Consider the following 17,499-nt stretch of genomic DNA (forward strand, 5'->3'; position numbering starts at 1 on the left):
GGTCACCGCACCACCGCGTTCTCCACCAGCAGCTTCACCGCCGCGGCGATCGACTCGGCATCGATACCGGCCGCTCGCAGCTGTTCGGCGGGGGTGGCCGAGCCGGGCATGGCGCGTACGGCGAGACGGACCAGACGCGGGGTGGGGCGGCCGTCGAGGAACGCGTCGAGAACGGCGTCCCCGATGCCGCCCTCCTCGTGGTGGTCCTCCACGGTGACCAGGCAGCCGGTCTGTTCGGCGGCCTCGCGCAGGGTCTGGCGGTCGACCGGCTTGACGGAGTACAGGTCGACGACCCGCACGGGAATGCCGTCGTCGGCGAGCGCGTCCGCGGCCTTCAGCGCCTCGTGCACGGTCACCCCGGCGGCGACGACGGTCAGCCGGTCCTCCGGGGAGGACCGCAGCACCTTGCTGCCGCCGACCGGGAACTCCTCGTCCGGGCCGTACACGACGGGCATCGCGCCGCGTGAGGTCCGCAGGTAGCGGATCCCCTCCAGGCCCGCCATCGTGGCGACGAGCCCGGCCGTCTGGTTGGCGTCGCACGGGTAGAGCACGGTCGAGCCGTACACCGCCCGGAACATCGCCAGGTCCTCGACGCCCATCTGGGAGGGCCCGTCCTCGCCGATCGCGACGCCGGCGTGCGAGCCGACGAGGTTGAGGCCGGTCCCGCTGATCGCTGCCATCCGGACGAAGTCGTGGGCGCGGGTGAGGAACGCGGCGAAGCTCGACGCGTACGGCACCCAGCCGCGCGAGGCGAGCCCCACGGCCGCCGCGACGAGTTGCTGCTCGGCGATGTAGCACTCGAAGAACCGGTCCGGGTGCTCCTTCGCGAAGGCCTCGGCGCGTGTCGAGTCGCTGACCTCGCCGTCGAGGGCGACGACGTTTCCGTGGGCGGTGCCGAGCGCGGCGAGGGCCTGGCCGTAGGCGTCACGGGTGGCGACCTCGTCGCCGGCGTCCCAGCGTGGCAGCTCCAGGTGTCCGGCCCGGACGGCGTGCAGCATCCGTGCGGCGGGCGGCTGCTGGACCTCGACCCGCAGGTCGCGCACCCCGCCGAGTTCCCCGATCGCCTCGTCGGCGTCGGGCAGCGGCTTGCCGTGCAGGCCCTCGCGGTCCTCGACGGCCGCGACGCCCTTGCCCTTGAGGGTGCGGGCCAGGATCACGGTCGGCTGTCCGGCCGTGGAGGCCGCCTCGCCGTACGCCCGGTCGATGGCGTCGACGTCGTGGCCGTCCACCTCGACGGTGTGCCAGCCGAAGGCCTGGAAGCGGCGGGCGTACGCGTCGAGGTCGTGGCCGTGGCGGGTCGGGCCGCGCTGGCCCAGCCGGTTGACGTCCACGATCGCGGTGAGGTTGTCGAGGTGCTCGTGTGCGGCGTGCTCGGCCGCCTCCCAGACGGAGCCCTCGGCCAGCTCGCTGTCGCCGCACAACACCCACACCCGGTAGCCGACCCGGTCGAGCCGCTTGCCCGACAGGGCGATGCCCACCCCGACCGGCAGGCCCTGGCCCAGCGATCCGGTGGCCGTCTCCACCCATGGCAGCCGACGGGGCGTCGGGTGCCCTTCGAGCCTGCTGCCCAGGGTGCGGAAGGTCAGGAGCTCGCTGTCGTCGATCGCCCCGGCGGCCTTGTAGGCGGCGTACAGCAGCGGCGAGGCGTGCCCCTTGGAGAGGACGAAGCGGTCGTTGCCCGGATGGGAGGGCCGGTCGAAGTCGTAGCGCAGCCGCCGGGCGAGCAGGACCGCCATGAGGTCGGCGGAGGACATCGAGGAGGTGGGGTGCCCGGAGCCCGCCGCGGCGGCCGCGCGCACACTGTCGACGCGCAACTGCTGCCCCAGTTCGGTGAGTCGGGGGGTGCTCATGAGATTCCTTCCACAGGGTGTTCGGGTCGGGGTGCGGCCGGCTCGTCGGGGCGGGCGGATCCCGGCACCGCGGGCTCGGCATACGCCGGGCGACCCCCGGGACCGGCTGCCGCGGATGCCCCGGACACGGGGGCCCCGGACACGGGGGCCGCGCGTCCCGGCGTCGGCGGGTGCTCGCCGTCGGGGGCCGTTCCTCCGTGAGGCCGGCCCGGCATCCGGGGCAGCTCGGGGGAAGTCGTGTCCAGCGGTACCGACCAGGAGCGGACGAGGCCCAGCTGGACGGCCTGCCGTGGCAGTGCGGCGTCCAGGAGCCAGTCCGCGGCGACCCGGATGCGGTTGCCGGGCATCGCGGCCAGGTGGTAGCCGCGGGTGACGGCTCCGGCGAGGGGCCCGGAGAGCGGCACGCCGAGCGGGTTGGCGGCGGCCTTCACGCCGCCGAGGTCGACGACGAAGCCCAGGTCGCGGTGCCGGTAGGGGGCGGGGTCGCCGACGCCGAGCGAGGCGGCGACGTTCCGCCCGGCCGTCCTCCCCTGCCGCCAGGCGTGCTGTGCGGTCATCGGCGTGTACTGGCCCGGCTTCTCCAGATCGGGCACGGCGGCCGCGTCACCGCAGGCGAACACCTCGGGCCGGCCCGGCACCCGGAGGTTCGGCTCGACGAGCAGCCGGCCGCGTTCCATGGGCAGCCCGAGCTGCTCGGCCAGCGGATCGGGACGGACGCCGACGCACCAGACCAGGGACCGTGTGCTGACGAAGTCACCGTCGCTGAGCAGCACCCCGTCCGGGGTGGCCTCCTTCACGGACGTTCCGGTACGGACGTCGACGCCTCGCTGCCGCAGCACGCGGTCGGCGGTCCGCGACAGCCGCTCGTCCATCTCCGGCAGCACACGCGAGGCGATGTCGATCAGCATCCAGCGTGGCCGTGAGCCTCCGCGAAGGGGCCGCCTGCGCACCAGTGCGTCGGTGAACAGCTGCCCGTGCGCGGCCACCTCGGTGCCGGTGTAGCCGGCTCCCACGACGACGAAGGTGCACCGCGCGGCGCGGATCCCGGGATCCTCGGTGGTGGCCGCGAGCTCCACCTGCCGGATCACGTGGTCGCGCAGGTACAGCGCCTCGGGCAGTCCCCGGAAGCCGTGCGCGTGCTCGGCCACGCCCGGGACGGGCAGCAGCTTGTTGACGCTGCCGGCGGCGAGCACGAGCCGGTCGTAGGAGAGCGTGCCCTCGCCGCCCTCGGGGCCGGTGTAGTGGACCGTGCGCCCGTCGAGGTCGATGCCGTCCGCCTCACCGAGCACGAGGCGTACCCCCGGCAGGGTGCCGGTCAGGGAGACAGTGACGCGACGGGGCTCCAGGACCCCGGAGGCGACCTGTGGCAGCAGAGGCAGGTACAGGAAGTAGTCCGTCGGATTCAGCAGGACGATGTCGGCCCTGTGCCGGGTCAGCCGGGACAGGGTCTGCGCCGTCCGGTACCCGGCGAATCCTGCTCCGACTATCACGACACGGGGTCGGCTCATGGGTCGCCTCCGGCGGGGTCGCTCGTGCGGGGCCTTCCGCGTCCCCCTGGCCCGAGTGCCCAAACGTCGCGGGCCCCGGCCCACGGCGTTTCGCGCCGGGCCCCGGGGTTACCCGCAGATCGGCCCCCACCAGGGCCGTCACGGAGGTGCACCATGCCCGAATACGGCTATTTCCTGTCCACCGAGGAGTTCGCTCCCCAGGACCTCGTCGAGCAGGCCAGAATGGCCGAGCAGGCCGGGTTCCAGTCGCTGTGGATCTCGGACCACTACCACCCGTGGAACGACGCGCAGGGCCAGAGCCCCTTCGTCTGGTCGGTGATCGGCGCCCTGTCGGAGGCCGTGTCCCTGCCGATCGCGACGGCGGTGACCTGTCCGACCGTCCGGATCCACCCGGCGGTGGTGGCGCAGGCGGCGGCCACGAGCGCGGTGATGACGGAGGGCCGCTTCCGGCTCGGTGTGGGGTCCGGTGAGGCCCTGAACGAGCACGTCCTCGGTGATGCCTGGCCGCCCGCGCACATCCGGCTGGAGATGCTGGAGGAGGCGGTCCAGGTGATGCGCAAGCTCTTCACCGGCGAGGAGGTCAACCACTCCGGGCCCCACTACACGGTCCACAACGCCCGGCTCTACACGGTCCCCGACGAGCCCGTGCCCATCGACATCTCGGGCTTCGGCCCCCAGGCGACGGCCCTCGCGGCGCGGATCGGGGACGGCTTCGTCACCATGGCTCCGGACGAGCCCATGGTGGAGCAGTTCCGGCGGGGCGGCGGGGGCGCCAAACCCGCCGGCGGCGGCACGAAGGTCTGCTACGGCCAGGACCGCGACGAGGCCGTGCGTACGGTCCGCCGGCTCTGGTCCAACCAGCTGCTGCCCGGCGAGATGGGTCAGGTCCTCCCCTCGCCGAAGCACTTCGAGCAGCTGGAGCCGCTGGTGACGGAGGAGATGGTCAGCGAGAACACGGTGTGCGGGGACGACGTCGACGAGCATGTCGCCGCGCTCGCCGCTTTCGCCGACGCGGGCTTCGACCGTGTCTACGTCAACCAGATCGGCCCCGACCAGCGCGGCTTCTTCGACTTCTACCGCACGAAGGTGCTGCCGCAACTCCAGGAGGGGACCCGCTGAGACACCCCGGACGGCAGAAAGCCGCCGACTCCGGCGGAATCAGCGGCTCTCCGGCAGGCAGGCGGGTCCGCCCGGACCGGGCGGACCCGCCGTTTCGTACGCGCGGTTCACTCCGCGCGGTGGTGCGGGGCGGCGGGACCGGTGGCCCCGCCCGCGCCGGGCGCCGGGGGTGTGCTCGTGCCGGGTGCTCCCGCCGACCCGCTCACGGCGTCGGGCGCGACGGGCGGCATCGGCGGAACGGCGGGCCCGCCGGCCGGCATCCCGGGGGCCGCACGGCCGGTGACGCCCTCGCCGGGCCGCTGAGCGGCCTGTTCCGGCGTGGGCCGGGAGGCCGACGGCCGCGCCGCGTTGCGCAGCACGTACGCCAGCGCGCCGAGCACGGCCGCGATGATCAGCGCGGCCGCCCAGTCGGGCAGACCGAGCGCGAGGGCGAGGCCGGCCGCGAGCGCGAGGGCCGCGCCCGCGTACAGGGCGAGAGCACCGGACGCGGCGTACAGCGCGGCCGTACGACGCTGCTTGCGGGTCTGCTCCCGCAGCTCCTCGCGTATGGCCTCACGGGCCACCTGTGCCAGCTCGTCGGCCAGACGCTTGTCCAGATGTTCGATTCGATCCATGGCCGCCGGGTACCCGCGGCCCCCGGCCCGTAACGCCTCCCTCAGGGCGCCCACGCCTCCGTGCGCGAGCCGTGCGCCGCGTGCGGAAATGCCCGGGCGGCGCGGTGGACGCGGCCGACGCGCGGGATCCGTACGAAACGATCTCGCCCGGGGTCGGCCCCAACTAGGCTCGTCCGCATGGACATTCTGGGAGCCACGCTGCGTATCTGCGTCGACGACCTGGAGACCGCGGTCCCCTTCTACGAGAAGCTGGCGGGCGGCCCGGCGCTCCGCTTCGAGCGCGGCGGCGTCTCGGTCGCCGCGGTCGGCTGCTTCCTGCTGATGAGCGGGCCGAAGTCGGAGCTCGACGTGCTCCGCAAGGTCTCGGCGACCATCGCCGTGCAGGACGTCGACGAAGCCCACCGGGTACTCACCGAGTCGGGGGCCCACGTCCTCGCGGGCCCGGTGGCGACACCGGCGGGCCGCAACCTGATCGCGATGCACCCGGACGGCTACGTGTACGAGTACGTGGACCGCCGCACGCCGGAGTAGGTTCACCCGGCGCCGTCGGGGGCCGGCGCCCGCATCCGGAAGTCGTGGCGCTCCGGCAGGGGTTCGTCGGTGATCCGGGTCGTCACGTCGACCACGGAGCAGCGGGGACGACGAGCCGACCAGGGGCCCTCCCGGTCAGGATTGCGCAAAGGCCGCGACGACGACGTCGGCGAGGAGGGCGCCCGCGGCCTGACCGGGGTCCAGGTCGGGGTCGTAGATGGTGACGTTGAAGCCGGCGCAGTGCGGGGAGCGCACCAACGGCCGCAGCAGCGCGACGAGTTCCTCGGGCAGCAGTCCGTCGGGGTCGGGGCTGTCCACGGCGGGCATCACGGACGGGTCGAGCACGTCGGCGTCGAGATGCACCCAGAAGCCGTCCAGGTCCGGCACGTCGAAGGCCTGCGCGGTGGCCGTGGCCAGGGCGTCGGCGCCCCACTCCCGGATGTCGCCGACCGTCACGGTGGGGATCTTCAGTGCGGCCAGTTCGGCCCGGTCGTCCTCGAAGGCGTCACGGATCCCGAAGAACCGTGCGTCCTCGTCCCGCAGGTAGGGCTTGAGCCCCTCCAGGTCCGTCAGGTCGTCCTGGCCCCGGCCGGTCGCCAGGGCCACTTCCTCGCCGCCTGCCGCGCCGATCCGGTCGGAGTTGCCCGGGTGCCGGAAGTCGTGCGAGGCGTCCACCGCCGCGAGTCCGTAGCGTCCGACGCGGCGCAGCGCGAGTGAGGCGCCGAGCTGGATGGAGCAGTCGCCGCCGAGGACGACGGGCAGGTCACCGGCCCGCACATGTCCCTCGATGCGGTCGGCGAGCGTGCGCGTGTACGCGGCGAGCGCGGCGGCGTTGAAGACGCCGTCGCCCTCCTGCCAGTCACCCCGGTCGTAACGCGGCGGTACGACCACTTTGCCCTCCAGTGCGTTCAGCCTCCCCCACTGCCTTAAGGGCGCGGGGGGACCCCCACCACGATCCGCTGTTCGCGCAGGGCTCCGGCGAGCTTGTAGCAGCCGGGCACGGTGCCCGGGGCGGGCGGGCGGAGCCCCAGGTTCGACGGGGCGTCCAGAACGACGAGATTCCGAAGGGCACTCATGTTCGAACCCTATCGGCGGTGAGGGCCCAGCGCTCGTGGTCCCGCCAGGCCCCGTCGATGAAGAGGAACTCCGGCGAGAATCCCTCCAGCCGGAACCCGCAGCTCCGGGCGAGCGCGATCGAGGCCGCGTTGTCCGGCTGCACGTTGATCTCCAGCCGGTGCAGGCCGAGTCTGTCGAACGCGTACCGCACGACCAGGCCGAGTCCCTCGCTCATGAGCCCGCGTCCGGCCGCGTGCGCGAAGGCCCCGTATCCGAGCGCCCCGCACTGGAAGGCGCCCTCGACGATGTTGTTGATGTTGACGAACCCGGCGATCCCCCCGCCGTCCTTCTCGCAGACGAAGAACCCGGCCTTCGTCGGGTCGTCGATCAGCCGCCCCGCGTACGAGGTGTAGGCGGTGGGGGTGGCGGGCGGGAACAGCCACGGCTGGTGCAGGGCCTTGCTCTCCCGCACCCGGGCGGTGAACTCGGCGCCGTCCTCCAGGGTGAAGGGGCGTATGCCCACACGGGGGCCTTCGGCGAGGTACTCGCTGGTGGCGGACATCCGGCAACGGTACGCCGGACGCTCCGCCCTGCGCATGGTGCGACGCCGCGGGCCTGCGGGGGCCGGTCGCGAGGTTGTCCGCGCCGCCGAGGGGGCGCCCTTCGAGGGGCACCCGGCCGCCTATCTCCGGCGCCCCGAGAAGTGGGCCCCGCACAGCGCGCCGACCAGCGCGGTGCCGAGCAGCGCCATCCACAGGGGCATGGTCACCTCGGGAACCAGCAGGCGGATCTTGGTGGCCCGGGTGTTCTCGAAGATGAAGACCAGGGCGAGAACGGCCAGCACGACGACGGCCACCCGGCCGGGGGTCAGCAGGTTCCCGCCGCCGGCGCTCTGCGAAGTCTTCGGGCTCATGTGGTCAGCATGGGCGCAGGAGCGGGGCCCACGCGCGGCGAGGGGTTCCTCCGGGTGAGAGTCCGCGCCCTCGGGGCGAGCTCCTGGGCCCACGGAGTGGGATCCGGAACGCCCGGGCGCGAGGCGGGGCCCCCGGGGCGAGCTGGGGCGTCAGGCCAGGGCGGGCGCGTCGAGGGTGAGGGTCCCCGTCCCCGCGTCCAGCTCTCCCCGCACCCCGAACGGAATCGTCAGCGCCCCTTCGCCGTGCCCGAACCCGAACTCCTCGGCGATCGGCACCCCCAGCCCGCCCAGCCGGTCGAGGACCAGGTCCCGCACCTGGTCGTACGGGTCGCACCGCGCCCAGGAGCCGAGGAGGATCCCGGCGACTCCGTCGAGCCAGCCGGCGCGCAGGAGCTGGGTGAGACAGCGGTCCAGACGGTACGTCTCCTCGCCCACGTCCTCCAGGCAGAGCAGCCCGCCGCGTGCGGAGGGCCGGGCGTGCGGTGTGCCGAGCTCGGCGGCCAGCAGGCTCAGACAGCCGCCGAGGAGGACACCCCCGGCGCGTCCCGGCACCAGGGCCCGGCCCGCCGACGCGATGGTCCGCACGGACTCCGGATCGAAGAGGGTCGCCCGGAGGTGTTCCTGGGCCCGCGCGTTCTTGACGAAGTCGATGCCCGCGACCATCGGCCCGTGCAGTGTCACGAGTCCGAGCCGGGTCGCGAAGGCCTCGTGGAGGGCCGTGATGTCGCTGAAGCCGAGGAACACCTTGGGCCCGGCGGCGCGCAGGGCGTCCCAGTCGAGCAGGTCGGCCATGCGCTGGGCGCCGTACCCGCCGCGGGCGCACAGCACCGCGTCCACGGAGGGGTCGCACCAGGCGGACAGGAAATCCGCGGCCCTGTCGGCGTCCGTGCCCGCCAGGTAGCCGAACCGCGCGTGCCGGTCGAGGACATGGGGCGCCACGAACGGGTCCAGGTCCCAGCCGCGCAGGAGGTCGAGTCCCGCCTGGAGCCGTTCCTCGGGCACCGGACCGCTGGGCGCGACGACGGCGACCCGGGCGCCGGCGGTCAGCCGCGGGGGTCTGGTGAGGTCCTTCACTTGCCGAGCTCCAAGGTGGGAACGCCGGGCGGGTTCAGGCCGAACACCTGGGCGTACAGGGAGAGTTCGGCCTCCAGGACCCGCACCATGGTGTCGGCGCGCCGGAAGCCGTGGCCCTCGCCCTCGAAGGCGATGTAGGCGTGCGGCACGGGCCGCGCCCGCTCCTCCAGCCTGGCCAGGAAACGCTCGCACTGGGCCGGCGGACAGATGACGTCGTCGAGGCCCTGGAGGAGCAGGAAGGGCGCGGTGACCTGGTCGGCGTGCTCGGTGGGCGAACGCTCCGCGTAGCGGGCGGGGACCTCGGCGAGCGGTCCGACCAGGGTCTCCAGGTACTGCGACTCGAAGTCGTGGGTCTCGCCCGCGCCCCAGCCCACGAGGTCGAGGATGGGGTAGAGGATCGTCCCGCAGGCGTACACGTCGGTGCTCACCAGGGACGCGGCCGTGGTCCAGCCGCCCGCGCTGCCGCCCCGGACCGCCAGTCTGCCGCGGTCGGCGGTGCCCTCCTCGGCGAGGGCGAGCGCGACGGCCGCGCAGTCCTCGACGTCCACGACACCCCACTGCTCGCGCAGCCGGTTGCGGTACTCGCGTCCGTACCCGGTGGAGCCGCCGTAGTTCACCTCGGCGACTCCGATGCCGCGCGAGGTGAAGTACGCGATCTGCAGGTCGAGGACGAGCGGGGCACGGCCGGTGGGGCCGCCGTGCGCCCGGACGACGTAGGGCGGGGGCCCGTCGCCGGGAGCGACGTGGCCGGGATGGTGGGGCGGGTAGATGTGCGCGTGGATCTCGCGTCCGGCGGGCCCGGTGAACGTACGGATCTGCGGTTCCGGGTAGTAGGCGGGGTCCACCGGGTCGTCGTGCGGGGCTCCCACGACGCGGGCGCGGCCCGTGCGGGCGTCCAGCTCGATGACCTCGTACGCGCTGCGCGGGCTCGCGGCGACGGCGACGACGCGGCTGCCGTCGACGGCGAGGGTGGCCGCGTACTCGGTCCAGGGACCGGCCGTGTCGACGACCTCGCCGGTCTCCGGGTCCAGGATGCCGAGCGCGGTGGCGCCCCGGCCGTGCACGACGGCGATCAGTCCGCTCTCCAGCGGCGCGAACCAGCGCCGGCCGATGGTCCACAGCGGTCCGCCGAACTCCTCCTCGCGCGTGCACAGGGGTTCGGACACCTCGCCGCCGACGGCCCGCCGGTAGAGGTTCCACCAGCCGGTGCGGTCGCTGGAGTACAGGAGGGAGCCGTCCCGGCCCCAGTCGGCCTGGGCGATCGACTCGTCCGGTCCGCCCGCGGCTCTCCGGGCCGCCCGCAGCGTCCCGTCGGACGACACCTCGGCCACCATGAGTTCGGACCCGTCCCACGGCATGCGCGGGTGGTCCCAGGCCAGCCAGGCCGCGTGCCGCCCGTCGGGTGAGACCCGCGGCCCGGTGACGAACCGGTGCGGCCCGTCGGTGAGTTCGCGTACGGCGCCCCGGTCCTGGGCGGCGGAGCCGTCCAGCGGGACCGCGGCGACGAGCCGGCGTACGTCGGCGGGTCCCTCACCCGTGAACTCTTCGAGCACGCACCAGACTTCGCCGGACTCCAGGTGCATCTGCGGGTCCACCCACCGCAGTCCGTCGCCCACCGGGGACACGGGTGTCAGGGGGCGCGGCCCGCTTGTGGGGTCGGCGGGCTCGTACGCGTACAGCCGCTGGTCGGCGAAGTCGACGAAGACGACGAGCGGGCCCTCCTCGCGGACCGCGCCGGCCCACGGATGTCCGCCGTACTCGATGACGCGGCTGCGGACGTTCCACGGGGCGGGCAGCACCGTCTCCTCGGTGCCGTCGGCGCGGCGGCGCACCAGGGCGCGGCGGCCGCCCTCGGTGGGCCGGGGTTCGGTCCACCAGGCCTCGTCCCCGACGAAGCCGACGTAATCGGGGTGCCCGTCGTGCGCGGCGGCGAGCGACGCGTCGATGGGCGAGGGCCAGGAACCGTAGGCCAGCGTCTGCACTGTGTCCCCCATTTTCCCTAAGCCGTGCGCAGGAAGCGGTCGAGTACCCGGACTCCGAAGTGCAGTGCTTCGACGGGCACACGTTCGTCGACCCCGTGGAAGAGGGCCTGGTAGTCGAAGCCCTGCGGAAGCTTCAGCGGCGTGAACCCGTAGCCGGTGATGCCGAGGCGCGAGAACTGCTTGGCGTCCGTGCCGCCCGACATGCAGTACGGCACGACATGCCCCTCGGGTGCGAACTCCTCCACGGCGGCCCGCATCCGGGCGTACGTCGTCGAGTCCAGCGGGGCCTGGAGGGCGACCTCGTGGTGGAGGAACTCCCAGTCCACGTCCGGTCCGGTGAGCTCGTCGAGGGTGGCACGGAACTCGTCTGCCGTGCCGGCCAGATAGCGACCGTCGACGTGAGCGAGGGCCTCTCCGGGAATCACGTTGACCTTGTAACCGGCGTTCAGCATGGTCGGGTTGGTGCTGTTGCGCACGGTCGCCTCGACGAGGGAGGCGGCGGTACCGAGCTTCTCCATCAGCCGGTCGACACCGTCCGGGTCGTCGAGATCGGGCTCGACCCCGTACAGGGCGGCGAGTTCGGTGAGGGCCGCGCGGACCGTCGGGGTGAGCCGTACGGGCCACTGGTGGGCGCCGATCCGCGCGATGGCGGCGGCGAGCCTGGTCACCGCGTTGGCCCGGTTTACCTTGGAGCCGTGGCCCGCCCGGCCGCGGGCGGTGAGCTTCATCCAGCCGGTGCCGCGCTCGCCGGCCGCGACCGGATACAGCTCGCGGCCGCTGCCGTCGTGGAAGGTGAACGCGCCGGACTCGCTGATGCCCTCGGTACACCCCTCGAAGAGCCCCGGGTGCTGGTCCGCGAGGAAGCCCGAGCCGTCCTCGGCGCTCGCCTCCTCGTCCGCGGTGAACGCGATCACAAGGTCGCGACGGGGGCGTACACCGGCGCGCGCCCACTGCCTGACGACCGCGAGGATCATCGCGTCCATGTTCTTCATGTCGACGGCGCCCCGACCCCAGACGACGCCGTCGCGGATCTCGCCGGAGAACGGGTGGACGCTCCAGTCCTCCGCCTGGGCCGGTACGACGTCGAGGTGACCGTGGACGAGCAGGGCGTCGGCGGACGGGTCGGTGCCCTCCAGGCGCGCGACGACGTTCGTACGCCCCTTGGTGCGCTCCAGGAGCGTCGGCTCCAGGCCTGCCTCGGCGAGCCGAGCGGCGGCGTACTCGGCGGCCGGCCTCTCCTGGCAGTCGCCGCCGCCGCGGTTCGTCGTGTCGATCCGGATGAGGTCGGAGGTGAACCGGACGACCTCGTCCAGGGACAGCTCGTCGACCGCGCGCTCGCCGGTCGTGCTCTTCTCAGCCATAGGTCTCCTCCACGGCAGCCGAGACGATCGTGGTGACCGCCTTGAAGGTCCGGATGCCCTCGTACATGGTCGCGCTGGTGTACGCCACCTTCCGTTCCCCGGTCCGCTCGACGCCCGGGACGACCGTGGCCGCCATCGACAGGTGCTCGGCGTCGAACTCCAACTGCACGGTGTGGGGGCCCGCCTGGGCGGGCTCGTGCCGCACCGCGAGGCGCGTCGCCTCCTTGGCCGCCGAGCGGATGTCGGACGCCGTGCGCGCCGGTGTGCGGCACACCGCCGCGTACCGCGAGACATGGTCCTTGACGGCGACCTTCAGCGCCTGGGGGGCGTAGCCGAGGGCGTCCTCGCAGGCCACGTCGTCACCGGTGACCAGGACGACGGGCACTCCGTACTCGGCGACGACGAGCGCGTTGAGCAGGCCCTCGCTGGCCCGTTCGCCGTCGACCCACACGCCGGTGATCGAGTTGGCGAGATAGGTGTGGGCGAGGACGCCCTCCATGCCGGCGCCCGCGTGGTAGCCGACGAAGGCGATGCCGTCGACGTCCCCGTGCTGCACGCCCTCCACCATGGACAGCGACTTGTGGCGCCCGGTGAGCATCTGCGCGCGTTCGTCCAGCTGCTCCAGGAGCAGGTTGCGCATCGTCCAGTGGGCCTCGTTGACGAGGACCTCGTCGGCGCCGCCGTCGAGGAAGCCGAGGACCGCGGCGTTCACGTCCGAGGTGAACATCGACCGGCACCGCTCCCACTGCGGTGTGCCGGGCAGTACGTCGGCCGGCCAGGTCACCCCGGTGGCGCCCTCCATGTCGGCGCTGATGAGGATCTTTACCATGCTCCAGTTGTATCGCAGTCGTGCGGCGCCCCACAGGTCCGGGCGGTCAGCTGGACGAACCCACCGAAACCTTCACTCGGCCGTCGGTGTGTTCCTGGTCCACCGTGACGGTGGTGCCGGAGTCGGCGTCGCGGCTGGGACCGTGGGCCGCGGCGTCGCGGTGGACGCCGTCGAGGTCGTCGAAGACCGGGACCGCCGGACGGGACGGGACGACCGTCCGCACTCCGCCGAGGTGGAAGACCAGTTCGGTGGTGGGCCGCAGTCCGAAGGGCGAGTCGTAGGTCTGGAGGCGGTTGCGGATCACCGCTCCGGAGGCGGACCGGGCCGGCTCGGGGTGGGCGTCGACGGGCAGGATCCGGCCGTGTCCGCCGTTCGCCCCGGTCCTGTTGTCGCGGTACTTGGTGTTCCAGTACCAGATGAGGATGCCGTTCTCGTAGTGCAGCCGCTCCTTGAGCTTGGGCCGTTGCGGTGTCCAACCCAGCTGGAAGGGACCCGACTTGAGGAACGCGTCCGCGCCGACGTACTGCCTGTTCTCGACGACGTAGTGGCGGGCGTTGCCGTCCGCGTCGGCGGGCAGGTTCACCAGGAGTGCTTCCCTGCCGGCGGTCGAGGCGGGTACGGACAGCGGGTTGAGGGTGACCGTGGCGGCGGCGCCCGCCCTGACGGACGCGTAGTCGAGCCAGCCCAGTTGGAGCCTCGCCCAGGCGCCCAGGTCCGCCGGGTGGGCGGCCAGTTCGTTCTCGTCCGAGAGGAGTGAGCCCTGCGCCATGACCGACCAGAATCCGGTGGAGTTCTCGCCGCCCGAGGTGTCGTACAGGTCGGGCAGGCCCAGGTCGTGGCCGTACTCGTGGGCGAGGGTGCCGAGCCCTCTGTTCTCGTTGGTCATCGTGTAGTCGTTGACCCAGACACCGGAGTCGCCGACCCTGCTGCCGCCGTCCCGGGCGCCGCCCGCCGGGCCCAGCCGGCCGGCGCCGGTCTGCAGGTGGCTGACGGTGCCGCGGTGCGAGCCGATGGCGTCCTTTCCGCCTGCGCCACCGCCGTTGGCCTGCGACTCCCCCGCGAACATCAGCATCACGCGGTCGAGGTAGCCGTCGGGTTCGTTGAAGATCCCGTCCCGGTCGTGGTCGTTGCGGTCCCAGATGTCGTACGTGGCAAGGTACTTGGCCAGTGAGGCGGCGGTCCGGCCGGTGGCGCGCTGGTCCTCGTACCACTGGTCGAGGCCGTCGGTGACGAGCTGCTTGTTGCAGTAGTACGTCGAGACCGGCGCCCCGTCCTTCTTGCAGGTGTCGGTGCCGTAGTGCGCCAGTGGGCGGTGCACGCGCGTCCAGCCGTGGACGCTGCCGGTGATCGAGTAGGCACCGCTGGACTGCCGTTGGAGGTACGACCTGAGCGTGTCGCCGGAACCGGGACCGGAGCCGCCCGCACTGTCGGCCGTGCCGAAGATCTGCCGCTGGTAGTAGGCCCGGCTGTAGTCGGCGGTCCACACCGTGGCGTTGTCGGTGGCGCGGTCGGGCCGGGGAATCCGGTTGTGCCCGTAGTCGGCGAACTCCACCGGCAGCACGAAGATCCGGTCCGTGGTGCGGGCCGTCTCCGCATACCTGTCCTCGCGGTACTCGATGCGCTGCGAGGAGCCGCGGGTCTCGGGGACCGCGGCGCCGGTGACGAGTTTGGCGACGGCCACGGTGCGGGCCCGTTCGGTGCGCGCCCCGGCCGCGCTCAGCAGATCGTGGCCGGGGGCACCCCTCGTCGGGTGCGGGCCCGCCGCGGCCGCTCGCGCGAGTCCCGGTGCCCCCGCGGGTTCACGGGACTCCGCGACGGCGCCCGGGACGTGGAAGGCCAGGGCGTGTACGGCGAGGGCGGCGACAGCGGCCACCGATCCGCGGATGCGCTTGCTCACCGTGCGTCCTCCTCGGGCTCCTGGGGCGCACTCAGGAGAGCATGCCGGGGCGGCCGGGGCGGGCTGCCGGGCAGCGTGTCGCCCTCGGGGTCACTCGGCCGCCCACAGCCCCCGTACGTGCCCGAGATGCCGGGTCATGACGGCGCGAACCGCCTCCTCGTCGCGGGCGGCGAGGGCGTCCAGGATCTCCAGGTGCTCCTCGGCGGAGGCCTCCAGGCGGCCCGCCTCGACCAGGGCGTGCAGGCCGTAGAGGCGGGAGCGCCCCCGGAGGCCGCCGACGACCTCGACCAGGTGCTCGTTGCCCGCGAGGGCGAGCAGACCGAGGTGGAAACGGATGTCCGCCTCGACGTACGCGATGAGGTCACCGGCCGCCGCGGCCGTGACGATCTCCCGTGCGACGGGGCGCAGCGCCTCCAGTGCGGCGGGTTCGGCACAGGCGGCCAGGCCCGCGGTGGTGGGGATCTCGATGAGCGAGCGGATGTGCGTGTACTCGTCGAGCTGCTTCTCCGAGACCGCGGTGACCCGGAAGCCCTTGTTGGGCACGGTGTCGACCAGGCCCTCCTTGGCGAGGTCGAGCATGGCCTCCCGGACCGGGGTGGCCGAGACACCGAAGCGGGCGGCGAGGGCCGGCGCGGAGTGCACCTCGCCGGGACGCAGTTCCCCGGCGATGAGGGCGGCCCGCAGAGCGTCCGCGACACGCTCGCGATAGCTGGGCTTCTTGCCGCCCAGCGTGGGCAGGACGGGGGCACCGGGGCGCTGGGCGGGCATCTGGCGGTCTCCTCGGAACGGGCGGTGGACACGATGTGTGCGACGGCGCGGGACAGCAGGCTCTAGAGGACGAAGCCGGCCGGGAACGGGTCGCCGGGGTCGAGCAGGTACTGGGCGGTGCCGGTCACCCAGGCGCGTCCGGTGAAGCTGGGCAGGACGGCGGGGATTCCGGCGACCTCGGTGGTGCCGAGGAGACGGCCGGTGAAGTGTGTGCCGATGAAGGACTCGTTCACGAACTCGGTGTGCAGGGGGAGTTCGCCGCGCGCGTGCAGTTGTGCCATGCGCGCGCTGGTGCCCGTGCCGCAGGGCGAGCGGTCGAACCAGCCGGGGTGGATGGCCATCGCGTGCCGCGAATGCCGGGCCGTCGAGCCGGGGGCGGTCAGCTGCACGTGGTGGCAGCCGCTGATGGAGGGGTCCTCGGGGTGGACGGGCTCCCCCTCGGCGTTGATGGCGTCCATCAGGGAGAGCCCGGCGGCGAGGATGTCGTCCTTGCGGGCCCGGTCGAAGGGCAGCCCGAACTGGTCGAGCGGCAGGATCGCGTAGAAGTTGCCGCCGTAGGCGAGGTCGTAGGTCACCGTCCGCCCGTCGGCGAGTTCGATCGTGCGGTCGTGGGCGACGGAGAAGGACGGCACGTTCCGGAGGGTGACCGACTTCGCGGATCCGTCCTGCACGGCGACCTCGGCGACGACGGGTCCGGCCGGGGTGTCGAGGCGGATGGTGGTCACCGGTTCGACGACCTCGACCATGCCCGTCTCGACGAGGACGGTCGCGACCCCGATGGTGCCGTGTCCGCACATGGGCAGGTAGCCGGACACCTCGATGTAGATGACGCCGTAGTCGCAGTCGGGGCGGGTGGACGGCTGGAGGACCGCGCCGCTCATCGCCGCGTGGCCGCGCGGCTCGTTCATCAGCAACTGCTTGATGTCGTCGCGGTGTTCGCGGAAGTGGAGTCGCCGCTCGTTCATGGTCGCGCCGGGGACCGTGCCGATGCCGCCGGTGATCACGCGGGTCGGCATGCCCTCGGTGTGCGAGTCGACGGCGTGCAGGACGAGTTTGCTGCGCATGGTCCTGTCTCCCTCAGACGAGCCCTGCCGCCACGGCCTTCTCCGTGGCGGCCCGGACGGCGGCCTCCTGGTCGGCCCGCAGCGCCGCGCGGGGCGGGCGTACCGGACCGCCGGGCCGGCCGACGATGTCCATCGACAGCTTGATGGCCTGGACGAACTCCACCTGGGAGTCCCAGCGCAGCAGCGGGTGCAGTTGCCGGTAGAGCGGCAGCGCGGTGTCGAGGTCGCCCCGGACTGCGGCGCGGTACAGCTCCACGGACGCGGCGGGCAGCGCGTTCGGGTAGCCGGCGACCCAGCCCTTGGCGCCCGCGACGGCCAGCTCCAGCAGGACGTCGTCGGCGCCGATCAACAGGTCCAGTTCCGGGGCGAGTTCGGCGATGCGGTAGGCCCGGCGTACGTCACCGGAGAACTCTTTGACGCCGTGGATGTGTCCCTCGGCGTGCAGTTCGGCCAGGAGCTCGGGCACCAGGTCGACCTTGGTGTCGATCGGGTTGTTGTAGGCCACGATCGGCAGGCCCGCCGCGGCGACCTCCGCGTAGTGGGCGAGGACCGAGCGCTCGTCGGCCCGGTAGGCGTTCGGGGGCAGCAGCATCACGGAGGCGCAGCCCGCGTCGCGTGCCTGCTCGGCCCAGCGCCGGGCCTCGGCGGAGCCGTACGCGGCGACGCCGGGCATGACGCGGGAGCCGCCGATCGCCGCCACGGCCGTCTCCACGACCCTGGCGCGCTCCTCGGGCGTCAGCACCTGGTACTCGCCGAGCGAGCCGTTGGGCACGACGCCGTCGCAGCCGTTCTCGACGAGCCACGCGCAGTGGTCGGCGTAGGCGTCGAAGTCGACGGACAGGTCGTCCTTGAGCGGGAGGGCGGTGGCGACGAGGACGCCGCGCCAGGGTCGGTTGTCGGTCATGGGGATTCCCGTCCGGTTCGTCGGGTCTG

Annotated in this window: 15 protein-coding genes and 1 pseudogene; 2 read left to right on the forward strand and 14 right to left on the reverse strand. The window is 73.1% G+C overall.

The features are described from left to right. Window positions 1–2: 2 nt before the first annotated feature. Complete coding sequence (locus tag O1Q96_RS32925; RefSeq protein ID WP_269251622.1) at window positions 3–1,850, reverse strand: transketolase; 1,848 nt, start codon at window positions 1,848–1,850, stop codon at window positions 3–5. Further along, a complete protein-coding gene (locus O1Q96_RS32930; protein WP_269251623.1) occupies window positions 1,847–3,358 on the reverse strand; it encodes an NAD(P)/FAD-dependent oxidoreductase in 1,512 nt (503 codons plus the stop codon). Before O1Q96_RS32930 ends, O1Q96_RS32925 begins: the two co-directional genes overlap by 4 nt. A 153-nt stretch (window positions 3,359–3,511) precedes the next feature. Between O1Q96_RS32930 and O1Q96_RS32935 the strand changes: the two genes are divergently transcribed. After that, on the forward strand, window positions 3,512–4,477 hold the full coding sequence (locus O1Q96_RS32935; RefSeq protein ID WP_269251624.1) for a TIGR03557 family F420-dependent LLM class oxidoreductase: 966 nt from the start codon (window positions 3,512–3,514) through the stop codon (window positions 4,475–4,477). Window positions 4,478–4,584: 107 nt separating this feature from the next. Here O1Q96_RS32935 and O1Q96_RS32940 read toward each other — a convergent pair whose 3' ends face one another. Then, a complete protein-coding gene (locus tag O1Q96_RS32940) occupies window positions 4,585–5,091 on the reverse strand; it encodes a phage holin family protein (protein WP_269251625.1) in 507 nt (168 codons plus the stop codon). 177 nt (window positions 5,092–5,268) lie between these two features. Here O1Q96_RS32940 and O1Q96_RS32945 point away from each other — a divergent pair, with 177 nt between their 5' ends. Beyond that, window positions 5,269–5,622, forward strand: coding sequence for a VOC family protein (locus O1Q96_RS32945; RefSeq protein ID WP_269251626.1), 354 nt, complete (start codon window positions 5,269–5,271; stop codon window positions 5,620–5,622). Window positions 5,623–5,757: 135 nt separating this feature from the next. Here O1Q96_RS32945 and O1Q96_RS32950 read toward each other — a convergent pair. The 11 genes and pseudogenes from O1Q96_RS32950 to O1Q96_RS33000 form a co-directional block, all read right to left on the reverse strand. After that, window positions 5,758–6,698: pseudogene (locus O1Q96_RS32950) on the reverse strand (arginase family protein). After that, window positions 6,695–7,240, reverse strand: a complete 546-nt coding sequence (locus O1Q96_RS32955; protein WP_269251627.1) for a GNAT family N-acetyltransferase — start codon at window positions 7,238–7,240, stop codon at window positions 6,695–6,697. The pseudogene O1Q96_RS32950 and the gene O1Q96_RS32955 overlap by 4 nt, the downstream one beginning before the upstream one ends. 120 nt (window positions 7,241–7,360) lie before the next feature. Then, a complete protein-coding gene (locus O1Q96_RS32960) occupies window positions 7,361–7,591 on the reverse strand; it encodes a LapA family protein (RefSeq protein ID WP_269251628.1) in 231 nt (76 codons plus the stop codon). A 150-nt stretch (window positions 7,592–7,741) separates the two neighbouring features. After that, window positions 7,742–8,665 (reverse strand): S66 peptidase family protein, encoded by a 924-nt coding sequence (locus O1Q96_RS32965; RefSeq protein ID WP_269251629.1) that lies wholly within the window; start codon window positions 8,663–8,665, stop codon window positions 7,742–7,744. After that, on the reverse strand, window positions 8,662–10,659 hold the full coding sequence (locus O1Q96_RS32970) for a prolyl oligopeptidase family serine peptidase (RefSeq protein ID WP_269251630.1): 1,998 nt from the start codon (window positions 10,657–10,659) through the stop codon (window positions 8,662–8,664). The genes O1Q96_RS32965 and O1Q96_RS32970 overlap by 4 nt, the downstream gene beginning before the upstream one ends. 5 nt (window positions 10,660–10,664) lie before the next feature. After that, window positions 10,665–12,008, reverse strand: a complete 1,344-nt coding sequence (locus tag O1Q96_RS32975; protein ID WP_269251631.1) for a M20/M25/M40 family metallo-hydrolase — start codon at window positions 12,006–12,008, stop codon at window positions 10,665–10,667. Further along, on the reverse strand, window positions 12,001–12,837 hold the full coding sequence (locus O1Q96_RS32980) for a M55 family metallopeptidase (RefSeq protein ID WP_269251632.1): 837 nt from the start codon (window positions 12,835–12,837) through the stop codon (window positions 12,001–12,003). Before O1Q96_RS32980 ends, O1Q96_RS32975 begins: the two co-directional genes overlap by 8 nt. 46 nt (window positions 12,838–12,883) lie before the next feature. Then, on the reverse strand, window positions 12,884–14,734 hold the full coding sequence (locus O1Q96_RS32985) for an immune inhibitor A domain-containing protein (RefSeq protein WP_269251633.1): 1,851 nt from the start codon (window positions 14,732–14,734) through the stop codon (window positions 12,884–12,886). 90 nt (window positions 14,735–14,824) lie between these two features. Then, window positions 14,825–15,502: a GntR family transcriptional regulator gene (locus O1Q96_RS32990; protein WP_269251634.1), complete on the reverse strand. Its 678-nt coding sequence runs from the start codon at window positions 15,500–15,502 to the stop codon at window positions 14,825–14,827. Between the two features lie 62 nt (window positions 15,503–15,564). Further along, window positions 15,565–16,566, reverse strand: a complete 1,002-nt coding sequence (locus O1Q96_RS32995; protein WP_269251635.1) for a proline racemase family protein — start codon at window positions 16,564–16,566, stop codon at window positions 15,565–15,567. Between the two features lie 13 nt (window positions 16,567–16,579). Next, complete coding sequence (locus tag O1Q96_RS33000) at window positions 16,580–17,476, reverse strand: dihydrodipicolinate synthase family protein (protein WP_269253822.1); 897 nt, start codon at window positions 17,474–17,476, stop codon at window positions 16,580–16,582. Between the last annotated feature and the right edge of the window lie 23 nt (window positions 17,477–17,499).

This window comes from Streptomyces aurantiacus, assembly GCF_027107535.1.
In the GTDB taxonomy this organism is placed as follows: Bacteria; Actinomycetota; Actinomycetes; order Streptomycetales; family Streptomycetaceae; genus Streptomyces.